Raw genomic sequence first — 16,527 nt, forward strand, 5'->3', positions numbered from 1 at the left:
GGGCAGGGGCTTGGTTCACGAACAACAACAGCAGGAACAGCATCACGAAACCATGGCACCGGAACAGATCGAAACAGTACTGGAAGCGGCGACGCGTGGTGAGGTGTTCGCCTATTTCGGCTATGGTTCGCTGGTGAACCGGAGCACCCATCGTACGGAACCCTTCGGGGCTGTTCGTGCTTCCGTACGCGGCTGGCGTCGACGCTGGCAGGGGCGGCCGGAAGGAGGTGGCGAGCCGATCTCGCTTCTGAGCGTCAAGCCCGAAAGCGATCCGGATCACCAGTTGGCCGGCTTGCTTGTGTTCGACCGGCTTGAAAATCTGCCGGCTCTCGACCAGCGGGAATGCGACTATCTCAGGCGAAGAATCGAGCCAGGTAGCATTGCAATGTCCGTCGAACTCGAAGTGGATGTGCCAATCTACATCTACGAGGGAATGCCGGAAGACTCGCGCAATACCGGACACGGCATCCTGCAGAGCTATCTCGATGCCGTGCTGCAGGGATATCTCCGCGAATACGGGCCGGACGCGGTGAGGCGGTTCATCGCCGAAACGCATGCCTTCGACAACACGCCGATCTTCCGCGACAGGGACAGGCCACGCTATGTCCGGAGCGTGTCGCTCGGGGAAGGCGAGGCCAGGCTGTTCGACGATGCGCTGGCTGCGCATGGCGTCGAATGGCGCGATATGCCGTAATTCCGGCACGCGTTGCAGGTACTACGGGCTGGAAACGGCTGGGTCTTTACCTTATAGGGGCGCGACGGTCGGGATTTTGTCGTCGACAATTTCACGCCGTTTCCAGACCTGCAAAGCAAACGCGAGTAAATACAATGGCACAGACGTGGACACCTGAGAGTTGGAGAAAGAAGCCAATCCTGCAGGTCCCGACCTATCCGGACCGGAAGGCTCTGGAAGAGGTCGAGGCCCGTCTGCGCACCTATCCGCCGCTCGTGTTTGCAGGTGAGGCGCGTGCGCTGAAAAAGCAGCTTGCCGCCGTCGGCGAGGGCAAGGGCTTCCTGCTTCAGGGAGGTGATTGTGCCGAAAGTTTCGCAGAACACGGCGCCGACACGATCCGCGATTTCTTCCGCGTTTTCCTGCAGATGGCAATCGTGCTCACTTTCGGCGGCTCGAAGCCGGTGGTCAAGGTCGGTCGCATAGCCGGCCAGTTCGCCAAGCCGCGGTCGTCCGATAACGAGACCAAGGACGGCGTGACGTTGCCGTCCTACCGGGGCGACATCATCAACGGCATCGACTTCACCGAGGAATCGCGTGTTCCGGATCCGAACCGGCAGGAGATGGCATACAGGCAATCGGCCGCGACGCTCAATCTTCTGCGGGCATTTGCGCAGGGCGGATACGCGAACCTCGAGAACGTGCATCAGTGGATGATGGGTTTCGTCGCGGACAGCCCACAGGGCGAACGCTACAAGGAGCTGGCCGACAGGATCTCGGAGACGATGGACTTCATGCGGTCCATCGGTATCACGGCCGACAATTACGCCCGTCTGCGCGAGACCGATTTCTACACCAGCCACGAGGCGCTGCTGCTCGGCTACGAGGAGGCGCTGACCCGCGTCGATTCCACCTCGGGCGAGTGGTACGCGACATCCGGCCACATGTTGTGGATCGGCGATCGGACGCGCCAGGCGGATCATGCGCATATCGAGTACTGCCGTGGCGTCCGGAATCCGATCGGTCTGAAATGCGGACCGTCGATCGAGGCCGACGATCTGGTGAACCTGATCGATATCCTCAACCCGTCCAACGAGCCGGGCAGGCTTACGCTGATCGCGCGTTTCGGCCACGACAAGGTGGAGGATCACCTGCCGCGACTCATCAGGGCGGTCGAGCGCGAAGGCAAGAAGGTCGTCTGGTCGTGCGATCCGATGCACGGAAACACGATCACAGCCAATGGTTACAAGACGCGCCCGTTCGAACGGGTACTCGCGGAAGTGGAGAAGTTCTTCGAGATCCATCGTGCCGAAGGCACTTATCCCGGCGGCATTCATGTCGAGATGACCGGCAAGAATGTGACCGAATGTACCGGAGGCGCACGCGCGGTTTCGGAAGACGAACTCTCGAACCGTTACCACACGCATTGTGATCCGCGCCTCAATGCGGACCAGGCATTGGAACTGGCATTCCTGATTGCGGAAAACCTCAAGCAGGATCGTGCCAACGGCGAGGGCAGGATCGCCATCAGCGCCTGAGGATAGCGGCAAATCTTGTCGTATTGAGAGCACTGTCGCCGACGGGGACGATCCATGATCGTCCCCGTTTCGTTTTGGGGAGACACGGATGGAAAAGCGGACGGGTGGCTGTCATTGCGGCGCCGTAAGATTTTCGGTGATCGGGCCGGTGCGCGAGGTTATCTACTGCCATTGTGAACAGTGCAGAAGGCAATCGGGTCATTTCGTCGCCGCGACGGCCTGTGACGATGATCTGCTCTCGGTTTCGGGCGCGGAGAACCTGACATGGTATGCGGCGTCGGACGTGGCGAAGCGCGCATTTTGCAAGACCTGTGGTTCCCTCCTGTTCTGGAAGGCGAATGGCGGAAGCCGGACCTCGATCATGGCCGGTGCATTCGACAAGCCGACCGGGCTGGTCGCGGGGCATCACATCCACATTGCCGACAAGGGCGACTACTACGAGATTGCCGACGGTCTTCCGCAGTATCAAGAACGCTGAGGAGCGTGTTCATCATTGGTGAACACCAAGTCTCCAATCGTCCTCTGGTTGGAGTGGGCGGTGGATAATAAATATCCTGCGAAGGAGAACGCCAATGAACCCCATGCCCAGCGTATTCGTGTCCCACGGCGGACCGAATGTCGTAATTGAACCGTCGGAGGCTCACGACTTCCTGAAGTCGCTCGGCTCGCTCCTGCCGCGGCCGAAGGCGATCGTCATGGTGTCGGCGCATTTCGAAACAGACGGTCCCGTGGTCGTGAGCGATCCCAATCCGGGCATGATCTACGATTTTGGCGGGTTTGCGCCGGAACTCTACGAGATGGTCTATCCGGCGCCGGGCGAACCGAAGCTCGCGACGCGGATTGCCCGGATGCTTGAGAGCGCCGGTCTCGATCCGCGTATCATGCCGAAACGGGGCTATGATCACGGAGCGTGGAATCCCCTGATCCTGGCCTGGCCAAAGGCCGATATCCCAGTCGTTCAGCTTTCCATCGATCCGCACCGCGACGCCGCCTATCACCATGCACTCGGCGAGGCGCTTGCGCCGCTGCGCGATGAGGGCATCTTGCTGATGGGGTCGGGGCACATAACGCACAATTTGCGCGCGATCTTCGCGTCGATAAGGCGTGGCCAGGAACCCGATCCGGAGTTGCCCGGCAGGATCGAGGCGTTTACCGAGTGGTTCGCAGAACAGTTCGAGCAGGGCAACAGGGACGCGATCCTCGACTGGCGAGCGCGCGCACCGCACGTGTCGGACAACCATCCGACCGACGAGCACCTGATGCCGCTGTTCTTCGCCTACGGCGCCGGCGGCTTGGGTGCTCGCCCGGAACGGATGCACCACTCGCGCCAGTACGGTTTCTTCTCCTGGGACTCCTGGTTCTTCCGCTGACAACCGGTGTTGCCGGGCGGAGCGACGCGATCGGGTTCAGTACCGGATTTCGAAACGGTCGGGCAGATCCAATGGTTCGGCTTCCTCGATCCGGACATCGGAGACCCGGGCTGCAACCGGTCCGTCCCGGAGCAGCTTCGTCATTGTCGCGACGGCTTTCGGTGCGCCCGACAACAGCGCGGACACCGATCCATCCGGTTCGTTGCGGACCCAGCCTTTCAGGTCCAGTTTCGTAGCCTCGCGACAGGTCCACGCGCGGAAGGAGACGCCCTGAACCCGTCCAGTCATGCGCGCGCGTACAGTCCTGTCGGCAATCTTCATTTCGCCTGCCTCCATGAACTTCCGGTTCCTGCCCGGATCACCATTTCGCTCTCGTCACGATCATCCAGATTTATCCTTGGGCGTGACAATTTGCGATCCTTGCGACTATAAGTCTGCCGTCCGGTTCGACCGACGCGTCGAGCCGACCTGCTGTACGCATCGCCGGCGACATTTCCCCCGCCGGCATTCGGTTTTGCGATTGGGCCAACGCCATTTCGCACAAGCTGCGTTGCAGAGCGCCATGCGCGCATCGTCCATTCCAGGCGATACCGTTGCTGTCCATTTCGCGCCGATACCTGGCGTTGCCGGATAGCGTTCCAGGGGCGCGGCATCTCGGTCGCCGCGTTCGAACTCGAACCAAAAGAGGAAGCCATTGCAAGTTCTCGTCAGAGACAACAATGTCGACCAGGCTCTGAGAGTCCTGAAGAAGAAGATGCAACGTGAAGGTCTTTTCCGCGAGATGAAGGCCCGTCGCGCGTACGAAAAGCCCTCCGAGAAGCGGGCTCGCGAGAAAGGCGAAGCCGTTCGTCGCAGCCGCAAGCAGGCGCGCAAGCTGGCACAACGCGAAGGCCTGATCGGCCGCAAGCGGGGCGGTCGCGGCTGATAGCGAATTTGACGCTGGCCGCGGAATGCGAACCGGTCCGCGCCGGCGTCTGCCATTTCGGCCGATTGCCCTTGCCGATTTACCGCGCTAATGCTCGGCCATGAACCAGGCCCCAGACATATTGCGTGTCGCCGTCGCGCAGCTCAATCCGATCGTCGGCGACATTGCCGGCAACCTTGCTCTCGCGCGGGAGGCACGCGCGGATGCTGCGCGTCATGGCGCCGACCTCGTGCTTTTTACCGAGTTGTTCATTTCCGGATATCCGCCGGAAGACCTGATCATGAAGCCTGCATTCCTGCGCGCCTGCGAACTGGCGGTGCAGGAGCTTGCAGCCGACACTGCCGATGGCGGACCTGGGATGGTAATCGGCGTTCCGTTGGCGCGTGGTGACCGGCGGTACAATTCCGTCATGGTGCTAGACGGCGGCAAGGTGACCGCCGAGCGCCACAAGGTCGACCTTCCCAATTACGGCGAGTTCGACGAGAAGCGCGTGTTTCACTCCGGCCCGATGCCCGGTCCCGTCGACTATCGTGGTATCCGGCTGGGGTTGCCCATCTGCGAGGATATCTGGGGCGACCTCGGCGTATGCGAGACGCTCGCCGAAAGTGGCGCGGAACTGCTGCTCGTGCCGAATGGATCTCCCTATTATCGCGGCAAGATCGATGTTCGCCACCAGGTGGCCATCAGACAGGTGATCGAAACCGATCTGCCGGTCCTTTATGCCAACCAGTTGGGTGGGCAGGACGAACTCGTCTTCGATGGCGCGTCGTTCGCGTTCAATGTCGATCGCAAGCTCGCCTTCCAGATGAGCCAGTTCGAGGAGCAGGTTTCCATTGCAACCTGGCGACGCGGCGAGGAGGGCTGGTATTGCGATGACGGGCCGATGTCGCGCATCCCCGATGTCGAGGAGGCGGACTATCGCGCCTGCATGCTGGGGCTGCGCGACTACGTCAACAAGAACGGTTTCAAGAGCGTCGTGCTGGGGCTTTCAGGCGGCATCGATTCCGCGATTTGCGCGGCGCTCGCGGTCGATGCGCTGGGCGAAGAGCGCGTACACTGCGTCATGCTGCCCTACACCTATACCTCGGAGGACTCGCTCACCGACGCCCAGGATTGCGCACGCCTTCTGGGCTGCCGATACGATGTCGTGCCAATATTCAAGCCGGTCGACGGTTTTATGGATTCGCTGTCGGATCTTTTCGAGGGCACCAATGAAGGCGTCACGGAGGAGAATCTCCAGAGCCGTACGCGGGGCACGATCCTGATGGCCATCTCCAACAAGTTCGGTTCCATGGTTGTGACAACCGGCAACAAGTCCGAGATGAGCGTCGGTTATGCCACGCTCTATGGCGACATGAACGGCGGGTTCAACCCGATCAAGGACATATACAAGATGCAGGTCTATGCGCTGGCACGGTGGCGCAACGAGCATACGCCGCCGGGCGCGCTCGGGCCGACCGGCATGGTGATCCCGCAGAATATCATCGACAAGGTGCCCTCCGCGGAACTTCGTCCCGACCAGACGGATCAGGACACGCTGCCACCCTATCCGGTGCTGGACGATATTCTGGAATGCCTGGTCGAGAACGAGATGGCTGTCGATGAAATCGTTGCGCGAGGGCATGATCGCGAACTGGTTCACCGCATTGAGCATCTGCTCTACGTGGCCGAATACAAGCGGCGGCAATCGGCACCCGGAGTGAAGATCACTCGCAGGAATTTCGGTCGCGACCGGCGATACCCGATCACCAACCGGTTCCGCGACCGGACCTGACGCAAACCGGTCCGGTCCGGAACGGAGGTGTTCATGCCCTATGCCCGGTTTCTGCGGGAGAATGCCCGCTGGCTTGCCGGGGGAATGCTGCTGACGCTGTTTTCAAGCTTCGGTCAGACTTTCTATATCGCGCTGTCGAGCGGCGGCATTCGGACAGAACTGGGACTGGGCCACGGCGATTTCGGCTGGCTCTACATGTGGGCCACGCTGGCGAGCGCGGCCGCGATTCCTGTTGCAGGCCGGTTGGCGGACACCATGCGTGTCGACCGGTACGCAACGCTCGTGATCGCCGGGCTTGCCGGTTCGATGCTGTTGCTGACGCGGGCCGGTTCGCCTGTGGCGCTGTTCGTTGCGATTGCAGGGTTGCGTCTGTTCGGCCAGGGATTGATGAGCCACGTGGCGATGACCGCGATGGGCCGCTGGTTCTCCGTCAATCGCGGCAAGGCAGTGTCGGCGGCCGCTCTCGGGCATCAGATCGGCGAAAGCGTGATGCCGATCAGCTTCGTCGCTGTCGCAGCGGTCGTCGGCTGGCGGGGCAGCTGGATGGTCAACGCCGCATTCATTCTCCTCCTGGTTTTGCCGACGGTATATATGTTGATGCGTGTACCCCGGGTTCCGCGTGCCGCGGAGACGCTGCTTGAGAGCGCGGGGCGACAATGGACACGCGGCGAGGCGTTGCGCGATCCCCTTTTCTGGATGCTGATGTCAGGTGTCCTTGCGCCACCGGTGATCGGCACCACCGTGTTCTTTCACCAGGTCTACCTGACCGAATTGCGCGGATGGGCGCTTGGCCAGTTTGCCGGATCGACGCCGGTTCTGTCCATGTTCGCGATTGTGGCGACGCTGCTCGCCGGGATGGTTGTCGACAGGTTCCACTCGGCCGTTCTCTTGCCGGTGATGCTGGTGTGTGTGGCGGTTGCCAACCTCGTGGTCGCTTTCGTCCCGCCGACATGGGCGATTCTGGTCTACATGGCCGGGATGGGAGCATCATTCGGCATCTATTCCACGGTCTTCGGAGCGCTGTGGCCGGAGATGTACGGAACCCGGCATCTCGGAGCGATAAAGGCGGCGGCAACATCCATCATGGTTCTTTCAACCGCTCTTGGCCCCGGACTCAGCGGATGGCTGATCGACGCCGGCGTCGCATTTCCTGACATTATCGCGGCGATGGGGCTGTACGGGGCAGCGGCGGCTGTGTTGATGGTCGCGGCAGAGCCGCTTGCGCGGCACCGCGCGGCTGCCCGCAATCAGGAAGAACACTAAACGGCGCCGGCCCAGTCGCGGAGCAGGTAGCCGATGGCATAGGCTGCGAATGCGGCGCCAAAGCCGATTGACAGCACTTCCAGTCCGGATTTCCACCATGCCGTGAGCGACCACCTGCTCTTCAGCGAGCCGATGCCGAAGAAGACAACCGATGTCACGAAGAGCGCGACCGGCATCGCCGTGGCACCCGGCAGCAGCAGGTATGGAACCAGTGGAACGGCGCCGCAGACCACGAAGGCCGCGAAGGTCGCCAGCGCGGATTTCAAGGGATCCCGGATCATGCCGCTTTGGCCATGCTCCTCGAAGAGCATCGTCGCCACCCAGCGTTCGCGGTTCGAGGTAATCGCCTCGACGGCCTTTTCCAACGTGTCGCCTTCCAGCCCCTTCAGCGCCATGATCTGGCGGATCTCCTCGCGCTCGCCATCCGGATCGACAGCGATGTGACGGTTCTCCATCGCGCGCAGCTTTTCCAGTTCGTCGACTTCCGTCTTGGTCCCGGAATAGTTGCTGGCGGCCATCGAAAGGCCGTCAGCCAGAAGATTCGCGAGACCGAGAATTATGACGATATGCGCGGACAGTGATGCACCGACAACTCCGGCGACGATGGCGAAGGTGGTTACTGCGCCGTCGATGCCGCCATATACGAAATCGCGCAGGTAGTTGGGGCGCGCGCCGGCCGACAGGCGGCTGCGGATTGCCTCGGCTGTGTGTTTGTGCTCAAGCGTTTGCATCTGCAGTCGCGATTCCGGTCTGTTGCAAACACCCTATCTCGGGGCCGGCAGGTAGACAACGATCGCCGGACGCGGTGTCGGCAATTCCTTCGAAGGCAGCAAGAGGCATGACATTCGTCAGGTTCATGGTCGAGAATGCGCGCTGGCTTGCCGGCGGGTTCCTGCTCACGCTGTTTTCGGCTTTCGGGCAAACATATTTCATTTCCCTGTCAGCCGGAGACATCCGCTCGGAGTACGGCCTGTCGCACGGCGAATTCGGAATGATCTACATGACCGCGACACTCGCGAGCGCGGTTTCCCTGACCTGGGTCGGGCGGCTTGTCGACCGTTTCTCTCCGTTTCAGGTAACTCTTATCATCGTGCCGCTGCTGGCTGCCGGATCGGTGGCAATGGCGTTTTCCCGCCACGTCCTTGCGCTTGTGCTGGTCATCTATGTGCTGCGGCTATTCGGCCAGGGGATGATGACCCAGAACGCGCTCACGGCAACCGCGCGCTGGTTCGCGGCGAACCGCGGTCGGGCGGTTTCCCTCGTCGCGCTCGGCCAGAACGCCGGGGAGGCGATGTTTCCCTTCATCTTCGTCATGGCCGCGGGATTGATCGGGTGGCGAATGGCCTGGGTCGCCGGCGCGGGCCTCCTGCTTCTCGTCGCCATGCCGGCCATTGCGGCGCTCTATCGCCAGGAACGGAAACCGAGGGCATCCGATCCCGAACCCAAGGTGACCGCACCGCGCGAGTGGACTCGCGGGGAGGTGGCGCGCGACCCGCTTTTCTGGCTCATGCTGGCCGGGGTGATGGCGCCGCCTTTCATCGGCACCACGATCTTCTTCCACCAGGTCTATCTCGTCGAGCTGCGCGGCTGGTCGCTCGACAGCTTCGCCGCGTCGTTCGTGCTGATGTCCGCCATGACCATCGTCTTCGCGCTCGTCAGCGGGGCGCTGATCGACCGGTTCACGGCGGTTCGCATGTTGCCGGGCTTCCTGATTCCCATAAGCGTCGCGTGCATCGTGCTGGCCCTGGTGCCCGCCGGCTGGGCTCCCTTCGCGTTCATGAGCCTGCTCGGGGTGTCAAACGGCTTTTCCGGGACGCTCGTCGGCGCGCTTTGGCCGGAGATATACGGCGTGCGGCACCTCGGCGCGATCCGTTCCTTCATCGTCGCGTTCATGGTGCTGTCGACGGCGGTCGGGCCGGGGGTGACCGGCGCGTTGATCGATCTCGGCGTCTCCTATCCCGGGCAGATTCTCGTGATGGGGATCTATTGCATCGGGGCCAGCATCGTCCTGCTCCTTGCGTCGCGCCGCGTCCGGGCGCGCAACGCCGCACTTGCGGCGGGCAGCTTGCAATGACGCCGATCGAAGTTTAACCGCTGACATTCAGGAACACACACGAGAACCGGCCCAGATACCATGTCCGTAACCGTTCGCTTCGCGCCGTCGCCAACCGGCAACATCCATATCGGCAACGTGCGTACAGCGCTGTTCAACTGGCTGTTCGCGCTCAAGAACGGCGGCCAGTTCATCCTGCGTTTCGACGACACGGATGTCGAACGGTCGAAACAGGAATATGCCGACCAAATCGCCTCCGATCTCGACTGGCTCGGCGTTCACCCGCACAGGATCGAGTACCAGTCGAAACGCACCGCGTCGCATGACGCCGCCGCCGAGAGGCTGAAGCAGGCAGGCCTGCTCTATCCCTGCTACGAGACGGCAGAAGAGCTCGATCGCCGGCGGAAGATCCGGCTGTCGCGCAAGCTGCCGCCCGTCTACGGACGGGAGGCGCTGAAGCTCACCGACGAGGAAAAGGCCGCATTCGAAGGCGAAGGCCGCAAGCCGCACTGGCGGTTCCTGCTGCCGAATTTCGAGGACAGCCCCTTCGAGACGCGACGTACGGAGGTCCATTGGGACGACGTGGTGCGGGGCCCGCAGACGGTCGATCTCGCCTCGATGTCGGATCCCGTTCTGATCCGCGAGGACGGCAGCTACCTCTACACGCTGCCCTCGGTCGTTGACGACATCGAGATGGGCGTGACGCACATCATCCGCGGCGATGACCATGTCACGAACACGGGCGCGCAGATCGCGCTGTTCCGGGCACTGGGCGCGGAGGCCCCGGCATTTGGCCATCACAACCTGCTGACCACGGTAACGGGCGAAGGGCTGTCGAAGCGCTCCGGCGCGCTCTCGATCAAGGCGCTGCGCGAAGACGGCTACGAGCCGATGGCCATCGTCTCCCTGGCCGTGCTGATCGGCACCTCGGAAGCTGTCGCGGCGGCGAGATCCACGGAAGAACTGGCGGAAACCTTCGATCCGGCGTCGAGTTCGAAATCTGCCGCGAAATTCGATCCCGCCGAGCTGGATGTTCTCAACAGGCAGATCGTGCACGGCTTGCCGTTCGCCACCGTCTCGGACCGGTTGGCGTCGGCGGGAGTGGATATCTCCGATCCGCGGGCGGAAACCTTCTGGAACGTGGTTCGTGCCAATGTGGAGAAGGTGGGCGATGCCGCATCATGGTGGCGAATCCTCACCGAAGGTCCTGACAGCGAGGCCGCGCTGGAGGGAGAGGATATCGACTACGTCAGGCAGGCATTCGACCTGTTGCCCGCAGGCGAGATCGATGCCTCGACATGGGGCGCCTGGACGTCGGCGGCAAAGGAAGCGACAGGCCGCAAGGGCAGGGCGTTGTTCATGCCGCTTCGCGTTGCGCTTACCGGACGACGGTCCGGTCCCGAGATCGCAGATCTATTGCCTCTTCTGGGTCGGGAAGGAATTCTGGCCCGACGACCCTGACTTTGCCCCGGTTCTCGGCAGAGCGGACGTCCCCGACTGTGACTGCACCTGTCAGTTCGCGAATGCGTTGGCCTGTAAGGCCGCTGGCGGCGTTCATCCGGGATTCCGGATCGGCCAGCGCGTCTGCGGGTTTGTCGGTTGGCAGTGGAACAGCCGGTCGGGTCTCCGTTCGATTTTCGTCGCTCCGGTCGGTTTGCGCCTGCGCATGCGTCGCCGGCTTGCCGCAGGTGCAGGACGGATCCGCGGTGTCGGTGCGGCGTTCGCGGTAAAGAAAGGCTGTCGGCAGTGCCGTGTACGGTTCGCCTTGCAGCGAGATCATCGCCTCGCTCTCCTCCCCGGGAACCCGGTGGAAATACAATTCCGTCTCGGCCGCCGGGCACATGGCGCTGCATGCCGCTGCATCGCGTTCGAAGAATGAAGTCGTCGTCGAGAACGAGACCGGGAAGTAGTAGCCGTCGCACTTGCGGACGCACAGGGTTCGGAATGTACCGGAGAGGCGTGGAACGGTGATCGCGTCGGGGTTCTCGAATACCCCGGTTGAATCGGGGGCAACGCCCAGGATGCGCGCTGGACCGGTGCCGTCACGAATGATCACGCGGCCCGTTGCCGACGCATCCGGCGGGTCCTGCGGGGCGCGGGCGATGGTCGGGCGTGAACCGCCGTTGCGGACGATCGGTTGCCGCGTGTCGCAACGATTGGCCTTCAGCCGTGCCTCGATGGCCCGGACGCGCCCGGCCTTCCGCCTCGAGGTCAAACGGTCGCGCCGGCTCTCGAGCGCCGAAAGATTGGATTTCATCTGGCGGATCATGCGCGCGAGCTGCTGGCAGGAGGCGTCCGGATTGCGGAAACATCCCTGCGCCTCCTGGATGGCGACGGTTTTCTCGATTTCCTCGGCCTGGCGACGTGCAGCATCCGTGTAGCGTTGAATCTCGGATGTCGCGCTTCCCGATACGTTTCGTGCGGCCCTGAGTTGTTCGCGCAGATCGGAACAGGTGTCCGCGGAAACCCGGGTGGCTGACGCAGCGAGAAGAGAAAGCGCGCAGACTACGGCCGCAACATGCCAGTTCCTGGCGCGGCTTCCTGTACTGCCATGACATATCGTGCCCGGCACGGCTCATTTACCCCAGTGATTACCCCTGTGGGGCAGTCTAGCGGCAAATTGTGTCAATGCGCGCCCAATCGGTCGGGTTCATGCGCATAGCGTTAACGCAGCTTCATCCCGTGGCGGTCGCCGTCCCGTCGCGTTGCGCGGCCTCGACCACGGCGAGCGCCGTCATGTTGACCACGCCGCGCGACGTTACCGAGGGGGTCAGGATATGCGCCGGCTTGGCAGTTCCGAGCAGTATCGGGCCAACATGCAGCGCATCCGTCATCGTCTTGACGGCGTTCAGCGTGATGTTGGCGGAATCGAGGTTCGGAAACACCAGCAGGTTGGCTTCGCCATTCAGGACGGAGTTCGGGTAGACACGATCGCGAAGCCCCGCATCGAGTGCTGCGTCCGAGTGCATTTCGCCGTCCACGCACAGATCGGGCGCCATGCTGTGCAGTATCGCGGTCGCTTTGCGCATCTTGACGGCGGGATCGGAGTCGCGCGATCCGAAGTTGGAATGCGACAGAAGCGCTGCCTTCGGCTCGATGCCGAAACGGGCGATCTCGCGGGCGGCGAGAATTGTCATTTCCGCGATTTCTTCCGCGCTTGGATCGACCGTTACATAGGTATCGGTGAAGAACGTCACGCCACGTTGCGAAATCAGCATGGACAGGGCTGAAAGCTCCTGCGCGCCTTCTTCAAGGCCGACGATCAGGCGAACGTGGCGCAGATGCCGCTCGTAGCGGCCCTCGAGGCCGCAGATCATGGCATCGGCCTCGCCGCGCTGCATTGCAAGTGCAGCGATCACCGTGTTGTTCGTTCGCACGAGAACCTTCGCCGCGTCGGGCGTTACCCCGCGCCGGCCGACCAGACGCACGCAGAGGTCGACATAGTCGCGGTAACGCGGGTCGTTTTCAGGGTTAATGAGTTCGAAATCCTCGCCGGGCCTGATCTTGAGGCCGAAACGCTTCAGCCGGCTTTCGACGACCTCTGGGCGACCGATCAGGATCGGATGGGCGATGCGGTCCTCCAGGACGACCTGGGCGGCGCGCAGGACGCGCTCGTCCTCGCCATCGGCAAAAACGACGCGCTTGGTGGCCGCGTTCTGCGCCTGTGCGAAGACCGGTTTCATCACCAGGCCGGAGCGGAAGACGAAGCGGTTCAACCGGTCGACATAGGCGTCCATGTCCTCGATCGGTCGCAGTGCCACTCCGCTGTCCGCGGCGGCTTTCGCGACGGCCGGCGCGATGCGCAGGATCAGGCGCCGATCGAAGGGGGAGGGGATCAGGTAGTCGGGACCGAAAACGGGTGTCTCGCCGGAATAGGCGCGCGCAGCGACTTCCGACGGCTCCTCGCGGGCAAGCTGCGCGATGGCGCGCACCGCGGCAGCCTTCATCTCCTCGTTGATCGTGGTCGCGCCGGCATCGAGCGCGCCGCGGAAAATGTATGGGAAACACAGGACATTGTTGACCTGGTTGGGGAAGTCCGACCGGCCGGTGCAGATCATAGCATCCGGCCGGGCTGCCCGCGCCACGTCGGGCATGATCTCGGGCTCCGGATTGGCAAGCGCCAGGATCAGCGGTTTCTCGGCCATCTCCTTCAGGCATTCGGGCTTGAGTACGCCGGCAGCCGACAGGCCGAGGAAGACATCGGCGCCTGGGATGACGTCCGTCAGGTTCCGCTTGTCCGTGTTTTGTGCATAGGCCGCCTTCCAGCGGTCCATAAGGTTCTCGCGACCCTCATAGACGAGACCCTCGATGTCGTTTACCCAGATGTTCTCCCGCTTCGCGCCGAGCGAGACGAGCAGGTTGAGGCAGGCCAATGCCGCAGCACCGGCCCCGGAGGTGACGATCTTGGCATCCTCGATACGCTTGCCGGCCAGTTCCAGGCCGTTGAGGACGGCCGCAGCAACGATGATCGCGGTGCCGTGCTGGTCGTCGTGGAAAACGGGGATGTTCATCTTCTCGCGGAGGCGTGCCTCGACCTCGAAACACTCCGGCGCCTTGATGTCTTCCAGGTTAATGCCGCCGAAAGTCGGCTCCAGCGCGGAGATGACATCGACCATCCGGTCGATATCCGGTGCGTCGATCTCGATGTCGAACACGTCGATAGCCGCAAACTTCTTGAACAGGACGGCCTTCCCTTCCATCACCGGCTTCGAGGCGAGCGGGCCGATGTTCCCCAGACCGAGTACGGCGGTGCCGTTGGATACGACGGCAACAAGGTTGCCGCGCGCGGTGTATTCCGCGGCCTTGCCCGCATCGTCGGCGATCGCCAGGCACGGCGCTGCGACGCCCGGAGAATAGGCAAGCGCCAGGTCGCGCTGGTTGCCAAGCGGTTTCGTTGCCTGGATTTCCAGCTTTCCGGGACGCGGATACTTGTGGAAGAAAAGGGCGGCATCCTCCAGGCTCGGCGTCGGCGTGCTCGCCTGGTCCGGCGTTTGGTCTTCCTGTTGCATGCCCTTTCGGCCTTTCCGTGTGTTCGTGGCAACCGTGGATCAGAATGCGCTCGGGTAGAGCCCGCCATCGATGCGGATATTCTGACCGGTTATGTAGCCGGCGTGCGCCGAGCACAAGAAGGCGCAGGCCTTTCCGAACTCTTCCGGCGTACCAAGTCGGCCGGCTGGGATCAGTTTTTCCTGGCGTGCGCGTTCTTCCTCGATGGTCACGCCTGCCTTGTCCGCTCCGAACTTGAAGGTGTCGCGGATGCGATCGGTGTCAAGCTTGCCGGGCAGCAACTGGTTGATCGTGACATTTCGATCGACAACGGAGCGTGCGATGCCGGCGAGGAACGAGGTCAGGCCGGCACGGGCGCCGGAGGAGAGGTCGAGACCGAGAATTGGCTGATAGACGGACAGGGACGTGATGTTCACGATGCGACCGAAGCCGCGATCGGACATCCCGTCGATGACCTTCTGGATCAGCTCGATCGGCGTGACCATGTTCTGCGTGACGCCGTCGAGGATCGCCTGGCGATCGAGTTCGCGGAAATCGCGCAGCTTTGGACCGGCATTGTTGTTGACGAGAATGTCCGGTTCCGGGCAGGCGGCGAGGACTTCGGCCTGTATCGCCGGATCGGAAATGTCGCCGAGAACCACCTTCACATCCACGCCGCGCGCGCGCAGCTCGTCTGCGGTGGCATTGGTAACGTCCGGATTGCGGCCATTGATCACAAGGTCGACGCCCTCATCGGCAAGCGCCATGGCGCAACCCTTGCCCAGTCCCCGGCTCGATGCACAGACAATCGCCTTCCGACCTTTCAGTCCCAGATCCATGATTTTCTCCCTTCTTTCGGTGCTCTTATAGGGCGCGAAAATCGCGTCCGAAAGAGCGAAACGGTCTGCTGTTCCGGTGATTTCAGCCCCAGAGATCCGCGCGTGGCGGTGAAACCGTGCTGCCGGCATAATCGAGTCCGTGCTGCCGGTCACGAGCCAGAAGCAACGGGCCGTCGAGATCGACGTATTCCGCGTCCTGCGCCAGCAGAACCGCAGGCGCCATCGAAAGCGATGTTCCAACCATGCAACCGACCATGACGCCGAATCCCAGTTCGCGCGCGCGCTCGCGCATGCGCAGGCTCTCGGTGAGGCCGCCGGCCTTGTCCAGCTTTATGTTCACGGCGTCATAGCGGGTGCGCAAGGCGTCGAGGTCATTGGCCGTGTGTGCGCTCTCGTCGGCGCAAATCGGCACAGGATGCGGTATCTCGGCCAGCATCTCGTCCTGCCCGGCGGGAAGCGGCTGTTCGACAAGGGCAATATGCAGGCGGGTGGCCTCGCGCATGAGTTCGGCCATGGTGTCCGGTGCCCATGCCTCATTGGCATCGACGATGATCCGGCTGCGCGGCGCAGCGGCGACCACTGCGTGCATAGCGGCGATATCATCGGGTCCGCCGAGCTTGATCTTGAGGACGGAGCGCCGCGACGCGCTACGCGCGGCATCGGCCATGGCGTCCGGTTCGTCGAGCGAAATCGTGTAGGCGGTTTCCACGGGGCGCGGCGGTTGGCTGCAGACCAGGAGATGGGCGCGGCGTCCGGACAGCTTGGCCTGGAGGTCCCACAAGGCGCAGTCCAGTGCGTTGCGCGCGGCACCGGGGCCCAGAACAACACTCAGCCGCTGGTGATCGAATGTCGGTCCCAGCTCCTCGCTTGCCTCGCGAATCGCGGCAAGCACCGATTCAACCGTTTCTCCGTACCGCGCGTAGGGAACGCATTCGCCGTGACCCGAAGTCCCTCCGGCGGAAATCCGGCAGACGACCACATGCGCTTCGGTCTTCGAGCCACGGGAAATGCGGAACTGTCCACGGATCGGGTAGGTTTCCACCCAGGCCTGTACGGTGCAATCGGTGAAGGCCAAGTCTGTCACGCTCCGGTGTCGTGATTAATAATCG

Annotated in this window: 15 protein-coding genes; 9 read left to right on the forward strand and 6 right to left on the reverse strand. The window is 62.7% G+C overall.

Translation table 11 applies throughout. From position 1 onward, the window contains the following. The first annotated feature begins 52 nt into the window (after positions 1-52). From HTY61_RS03820 to HTY61_RS03835, 4 genes are all read left to right on the forward strand, one after another. Positions 53-694, forward strand: coding sequence for a gamma-glutamylcyclotransferase (locus HTY61_RS03820; RefSeq protein ID WP_175275554.1), 642 nt, complete (start codon positions 53-55; stop codon positions 692-694). 134 nt (positions 695-828) lie between these two features. Further along, a complete protein-coding gene (locus HTY61_RS03825; protein ID WP_175275555.1) occupies positions 829-2,208 on the forward strand; it encodes a class II 3-deoxy-7-phosphoheptulonate synthase in 1,380 nt (459 codons plus the stop codon). An 88-nt stretch (positions 2,209-2,296) separates the two neighbouring features. Further along, positions 2,297-2,686 (forward strand): GFA family protein, encoded by a 390-nt coding sequence (locus tag HTY61_RS03830; protein WP_175275556.1) that lies wholly within the window; start codon positions 2,297-2,299, stop codon positions 2,684-2,686. A 94-nt stretch (positions 2,687-2,780) separates the two neighbouring features. Continuing rightward, on the forward strand, positions 2,781-3,578 hold the full coding sequence (locus tag HTY61_RS03835) for a DODA-type extradiol aromatic ring-opening family dioxygenase (RefSeq protein ID WP_175275557.1): 798 nt from the start codon (positions 2,781-2,783) through the stop codon (positions 3,576-3,578). 36 nt (positions 3,579-3,614) lie between these two features. Here the strand turns inward: HTY61_RS03835 and HTY61_RS03840 are convergent, their stop codons facing one another. Continuing rightward, entirely contained in the window at positions 3,615-3,914 is a 300-nt protein-coding gene (locus HTY61_RS03840; protein ID WP_246272914.1) for an acylphosphatase, read from the reverse strand. 358 nt (positions 3,915-4,272) lie between these two features. Between HTY61_RS03840 and rpsU the strand changes: the two genes are divergently transcribed. The 3 genes from rpsU (at position 4,273) to HTY61_RS03855 (ending at position 7,540) form a co-directional block, all read left to right on the forward strand. Next, positions 4,273-4,503, forward strand: a complete 231-nt coding sequence (gene rpsU, locus HTY61_RS03845) for a 30S ribosomal protein S21 (protein WP_175275559.1) — start codon at positions 4,273-4,275, stop codon at positions 4,501-4,503. Between the two features lie 100 nt (positions 4,504-4,603). Beyond that, positions 4,604-6,277, forward strand: coding sequence for an NAD+ synthase (locus tag HTY61_RS03850; RefSeq protein ID WP_175275560.1), 1,674 nt, complete (start codon positions 4,604-4,606; stop codon positions 6,275-6,277). Positions 6,278-6,310: 33 nt separating this feature from the next. Continuing rightward, positions 6,311-7,540, forward strand: a complete 1,230-nt coding sequence (locus tag HTY61_RS03855; RefSeq protein ID WP_175275561.1) for an MFS transporter — start codon at positions 6,311-6,313, stop codon at positions 7,538-7,540. Here the strand turns inward: HTY61_RS03855 and HTY61_RS03860 are convergent. Continuing rightward, on the reverse strand, positions 7,537-8,271 hold the full coding sequence (locus HTY61_RS03860; RefSeq protein ID WP_175275562.1) for a VIT1/CCC1 transporter family protein: 735 nt from the start codon (positions 8,269-8,271) through the stop codon (positions 7,537-7,539). The two genes, HTY61_RS03855 and HTY61_RS03860, sit on opposite strands and share 4 nt — an antisense overlap. 107 nt (positions 8,272-8,378) lie before the next feature. Between HTY61_RS03860 and HTY61_RS03865 the strand changes: the two genes are divergently transcribed. Together HTY61_RS03865 and gltX are read left to right on the forward strand one after the other, a co-directional pair. Next, on the forward strand, positions 8,379-9,614 hold the full coding sequence (locus HTY61_RS03865; RefSeq protein ID WP_175275563.1) for an MFS transporter: 1,236 nt from the start codon (positions 8,379-8,381) through the stop codon (positions 9,612-9,614). A gap of 60 nt (positions 9,615-9,674) precedes the next feature. Beyond that, entirely contained in the window at positions 9,675-11,054 is a 1,380-nt protein-coding gene (gltX, locus tag HTY61_RS03870; RefSeq protein ID WP_175275564.1) for a glutamate--tRNA ligase, read from the forward strand. On the opposite strand, the gene HTY61_RS03875 is transcribed toward gltX, so the two are convergent. The 4 genes from HTY61_RS03875 to dgcA form a co-directional block, all read right to left on the reverse strand. Next, positions 10,972-12,165: a DUF2865 domain-containing protein gene (locus HTY61_RS03875; protein WP_175275565.1), complete on the reverse strand. Its 1,194-nt coding sequence runs from the start codon at positions 12,163-12,165 to the stop codon at positions 10,972-10,974. The two genes, gltX and HTY61_RS03875, sit on opposite strands and share 83 nt — an antisense overlap. A 103-nt stretch (positions 12,166-12,268) precedes the next feature. After that, on the reverse strand, positions 12,269-14,602 hold the full coding sequence (locus tag HTY61_RS03880) for an NADP-dependent malic enzyme (RefSeq protein WP_175275566.1): 2,334 nt from the start codon (positions 14,600-14,602) through the stop codon (positions 12,269-12,271). A gap of 39 nt (positions 14,603-14,641) precedes the next feature. After that, positions 14,642-15,418 (reverse strand): SDR family oxidoreductase, encoded by a 777-nt coding sequence (locus HTY61_RS03885; RefSeq protein ID WP_175275567.1) that lies wholly within the window; start codon positions 15,416-15,418, stop codon positions 14,642-14,644. An 82-nt stretch (positions 15,419-15,500) separates the two neighbouring features. After that, positions 15,501-16,493 carry an N-acetyl-D-Glu racemase DgcA gene (gene dgcA / locus HTY61_RS03890; protein WP_246272915.1) on the reverse strand — a complete coding sequence of 331 codons (993 nt, stop codon included), beginning with the start codon at positions 16,491-16,493 and terminating at the stop codon, positions 15,501-15,503. Between the last annotated feature and the right edge of the window lie 34 nt (positions 16,494-16,527).

The sequence above is a fragment of the Oricola thermophila genome, assembly GCF_013358405.1.
GTDB classification, from domain to species: Bacteria; Pseudomonadota; Alphaproteobacteria; order Rhizobiales; family Rhizobiaceae; genus Oricola; species Oricola thermophila.

What these genes read in the sequence shown, in the direction of transcription:
- HTY61_RS03820 (WP_175275554.1), top strand. Translation starts at nt 53, where the DNA reads ATGGCACCGGAACAGATCGAAACAGTACTGGAAGCGGCGACGCGTGGT.
- HTY61_RS03825 (WP_175275555.1), top strand. Translation starts at nt 829, where the DNA reads ATGGCACAGACGTGGACACCTGAGAGTTGGAGAAAGAAGCCAATCCTG.
- HTY61_RS03830 (WP_175275556.1), top strand. Translation starts at nt 2,297, where the DNA reads ATGGAAAAGCGGACGGGTGGCTGTCATTGCGGCGCCGTAAGATTTTCG.
- HTY61_RS03835 (WP_175275557.1), top strand. Translation starts at nt 2,781, where the DNA reads ATGAACCCCATGCCCAGCGTATTCGTGTCCCACGGCGGACCGAATGTC.
- HTY61_RS03840 (WP_246272914.1), bottom strand. Translation starts at nt 3,914, where the DNA reads ATGGAGGCAGGCGAAATGAAGATTGCCGACAGGACTGTACGCGCGCGC.
- HTY61_RS03850 (WP_175275560.1), top strand. Translation starts at nt 4,604, where the DNA reads ATGAACCAGGCCCCAGACATATTGCGTGTCGCCGTCGCGCAGCTCAAT.
- HTY61_RS03855 (WP_175275561.1), top strand. Translation starts at nt 6,311, where the DNA reads ATGCCCTATGCCCGGTTTCTGCGGGAGAATGCCCGCTGGCTTGCCGGG.
- HTY61_RS03860 (WP_175275562.1), bottom strand. Translation starts at nt 8,271, where the DNA reads ATGCAAACGCTTGAGCACAAACACACAGCCGAGGCAATCCGCAGCCGC.
- HTY61_RS03865 (WP_175275563.1), top strand. Translation starts at nt 8,379, where the DNA reads ATGACATTCGTCAGGTTCATGGTCGAGAATGCGCGCTGGCTTGCCGGC.
- gltX (WP_175275564.1), top strand. Translation starts at nt 9,675, where the DNA reads ATGTCCGTAACCGTTCGCTTCGCGCCGTCGCCAACCGGCAACATCCAT.
- HTY61_RS03880 (WP_175275566.1), bottom strand. Translation starts at nt 14,602, where the DNA reads ATGCAACAGGAAGACCAAACGCCGGACCAGGCGAGCACGCCGACGCCG.
- HTY61_RS03885 (WP_175275567.1), bottom strand. Translation starts at nt 15,418, where the DNA reads ATGGATCTGGGACTGAAAGGTCGGAAGGCGATTGTCTGTGCATCGAGC.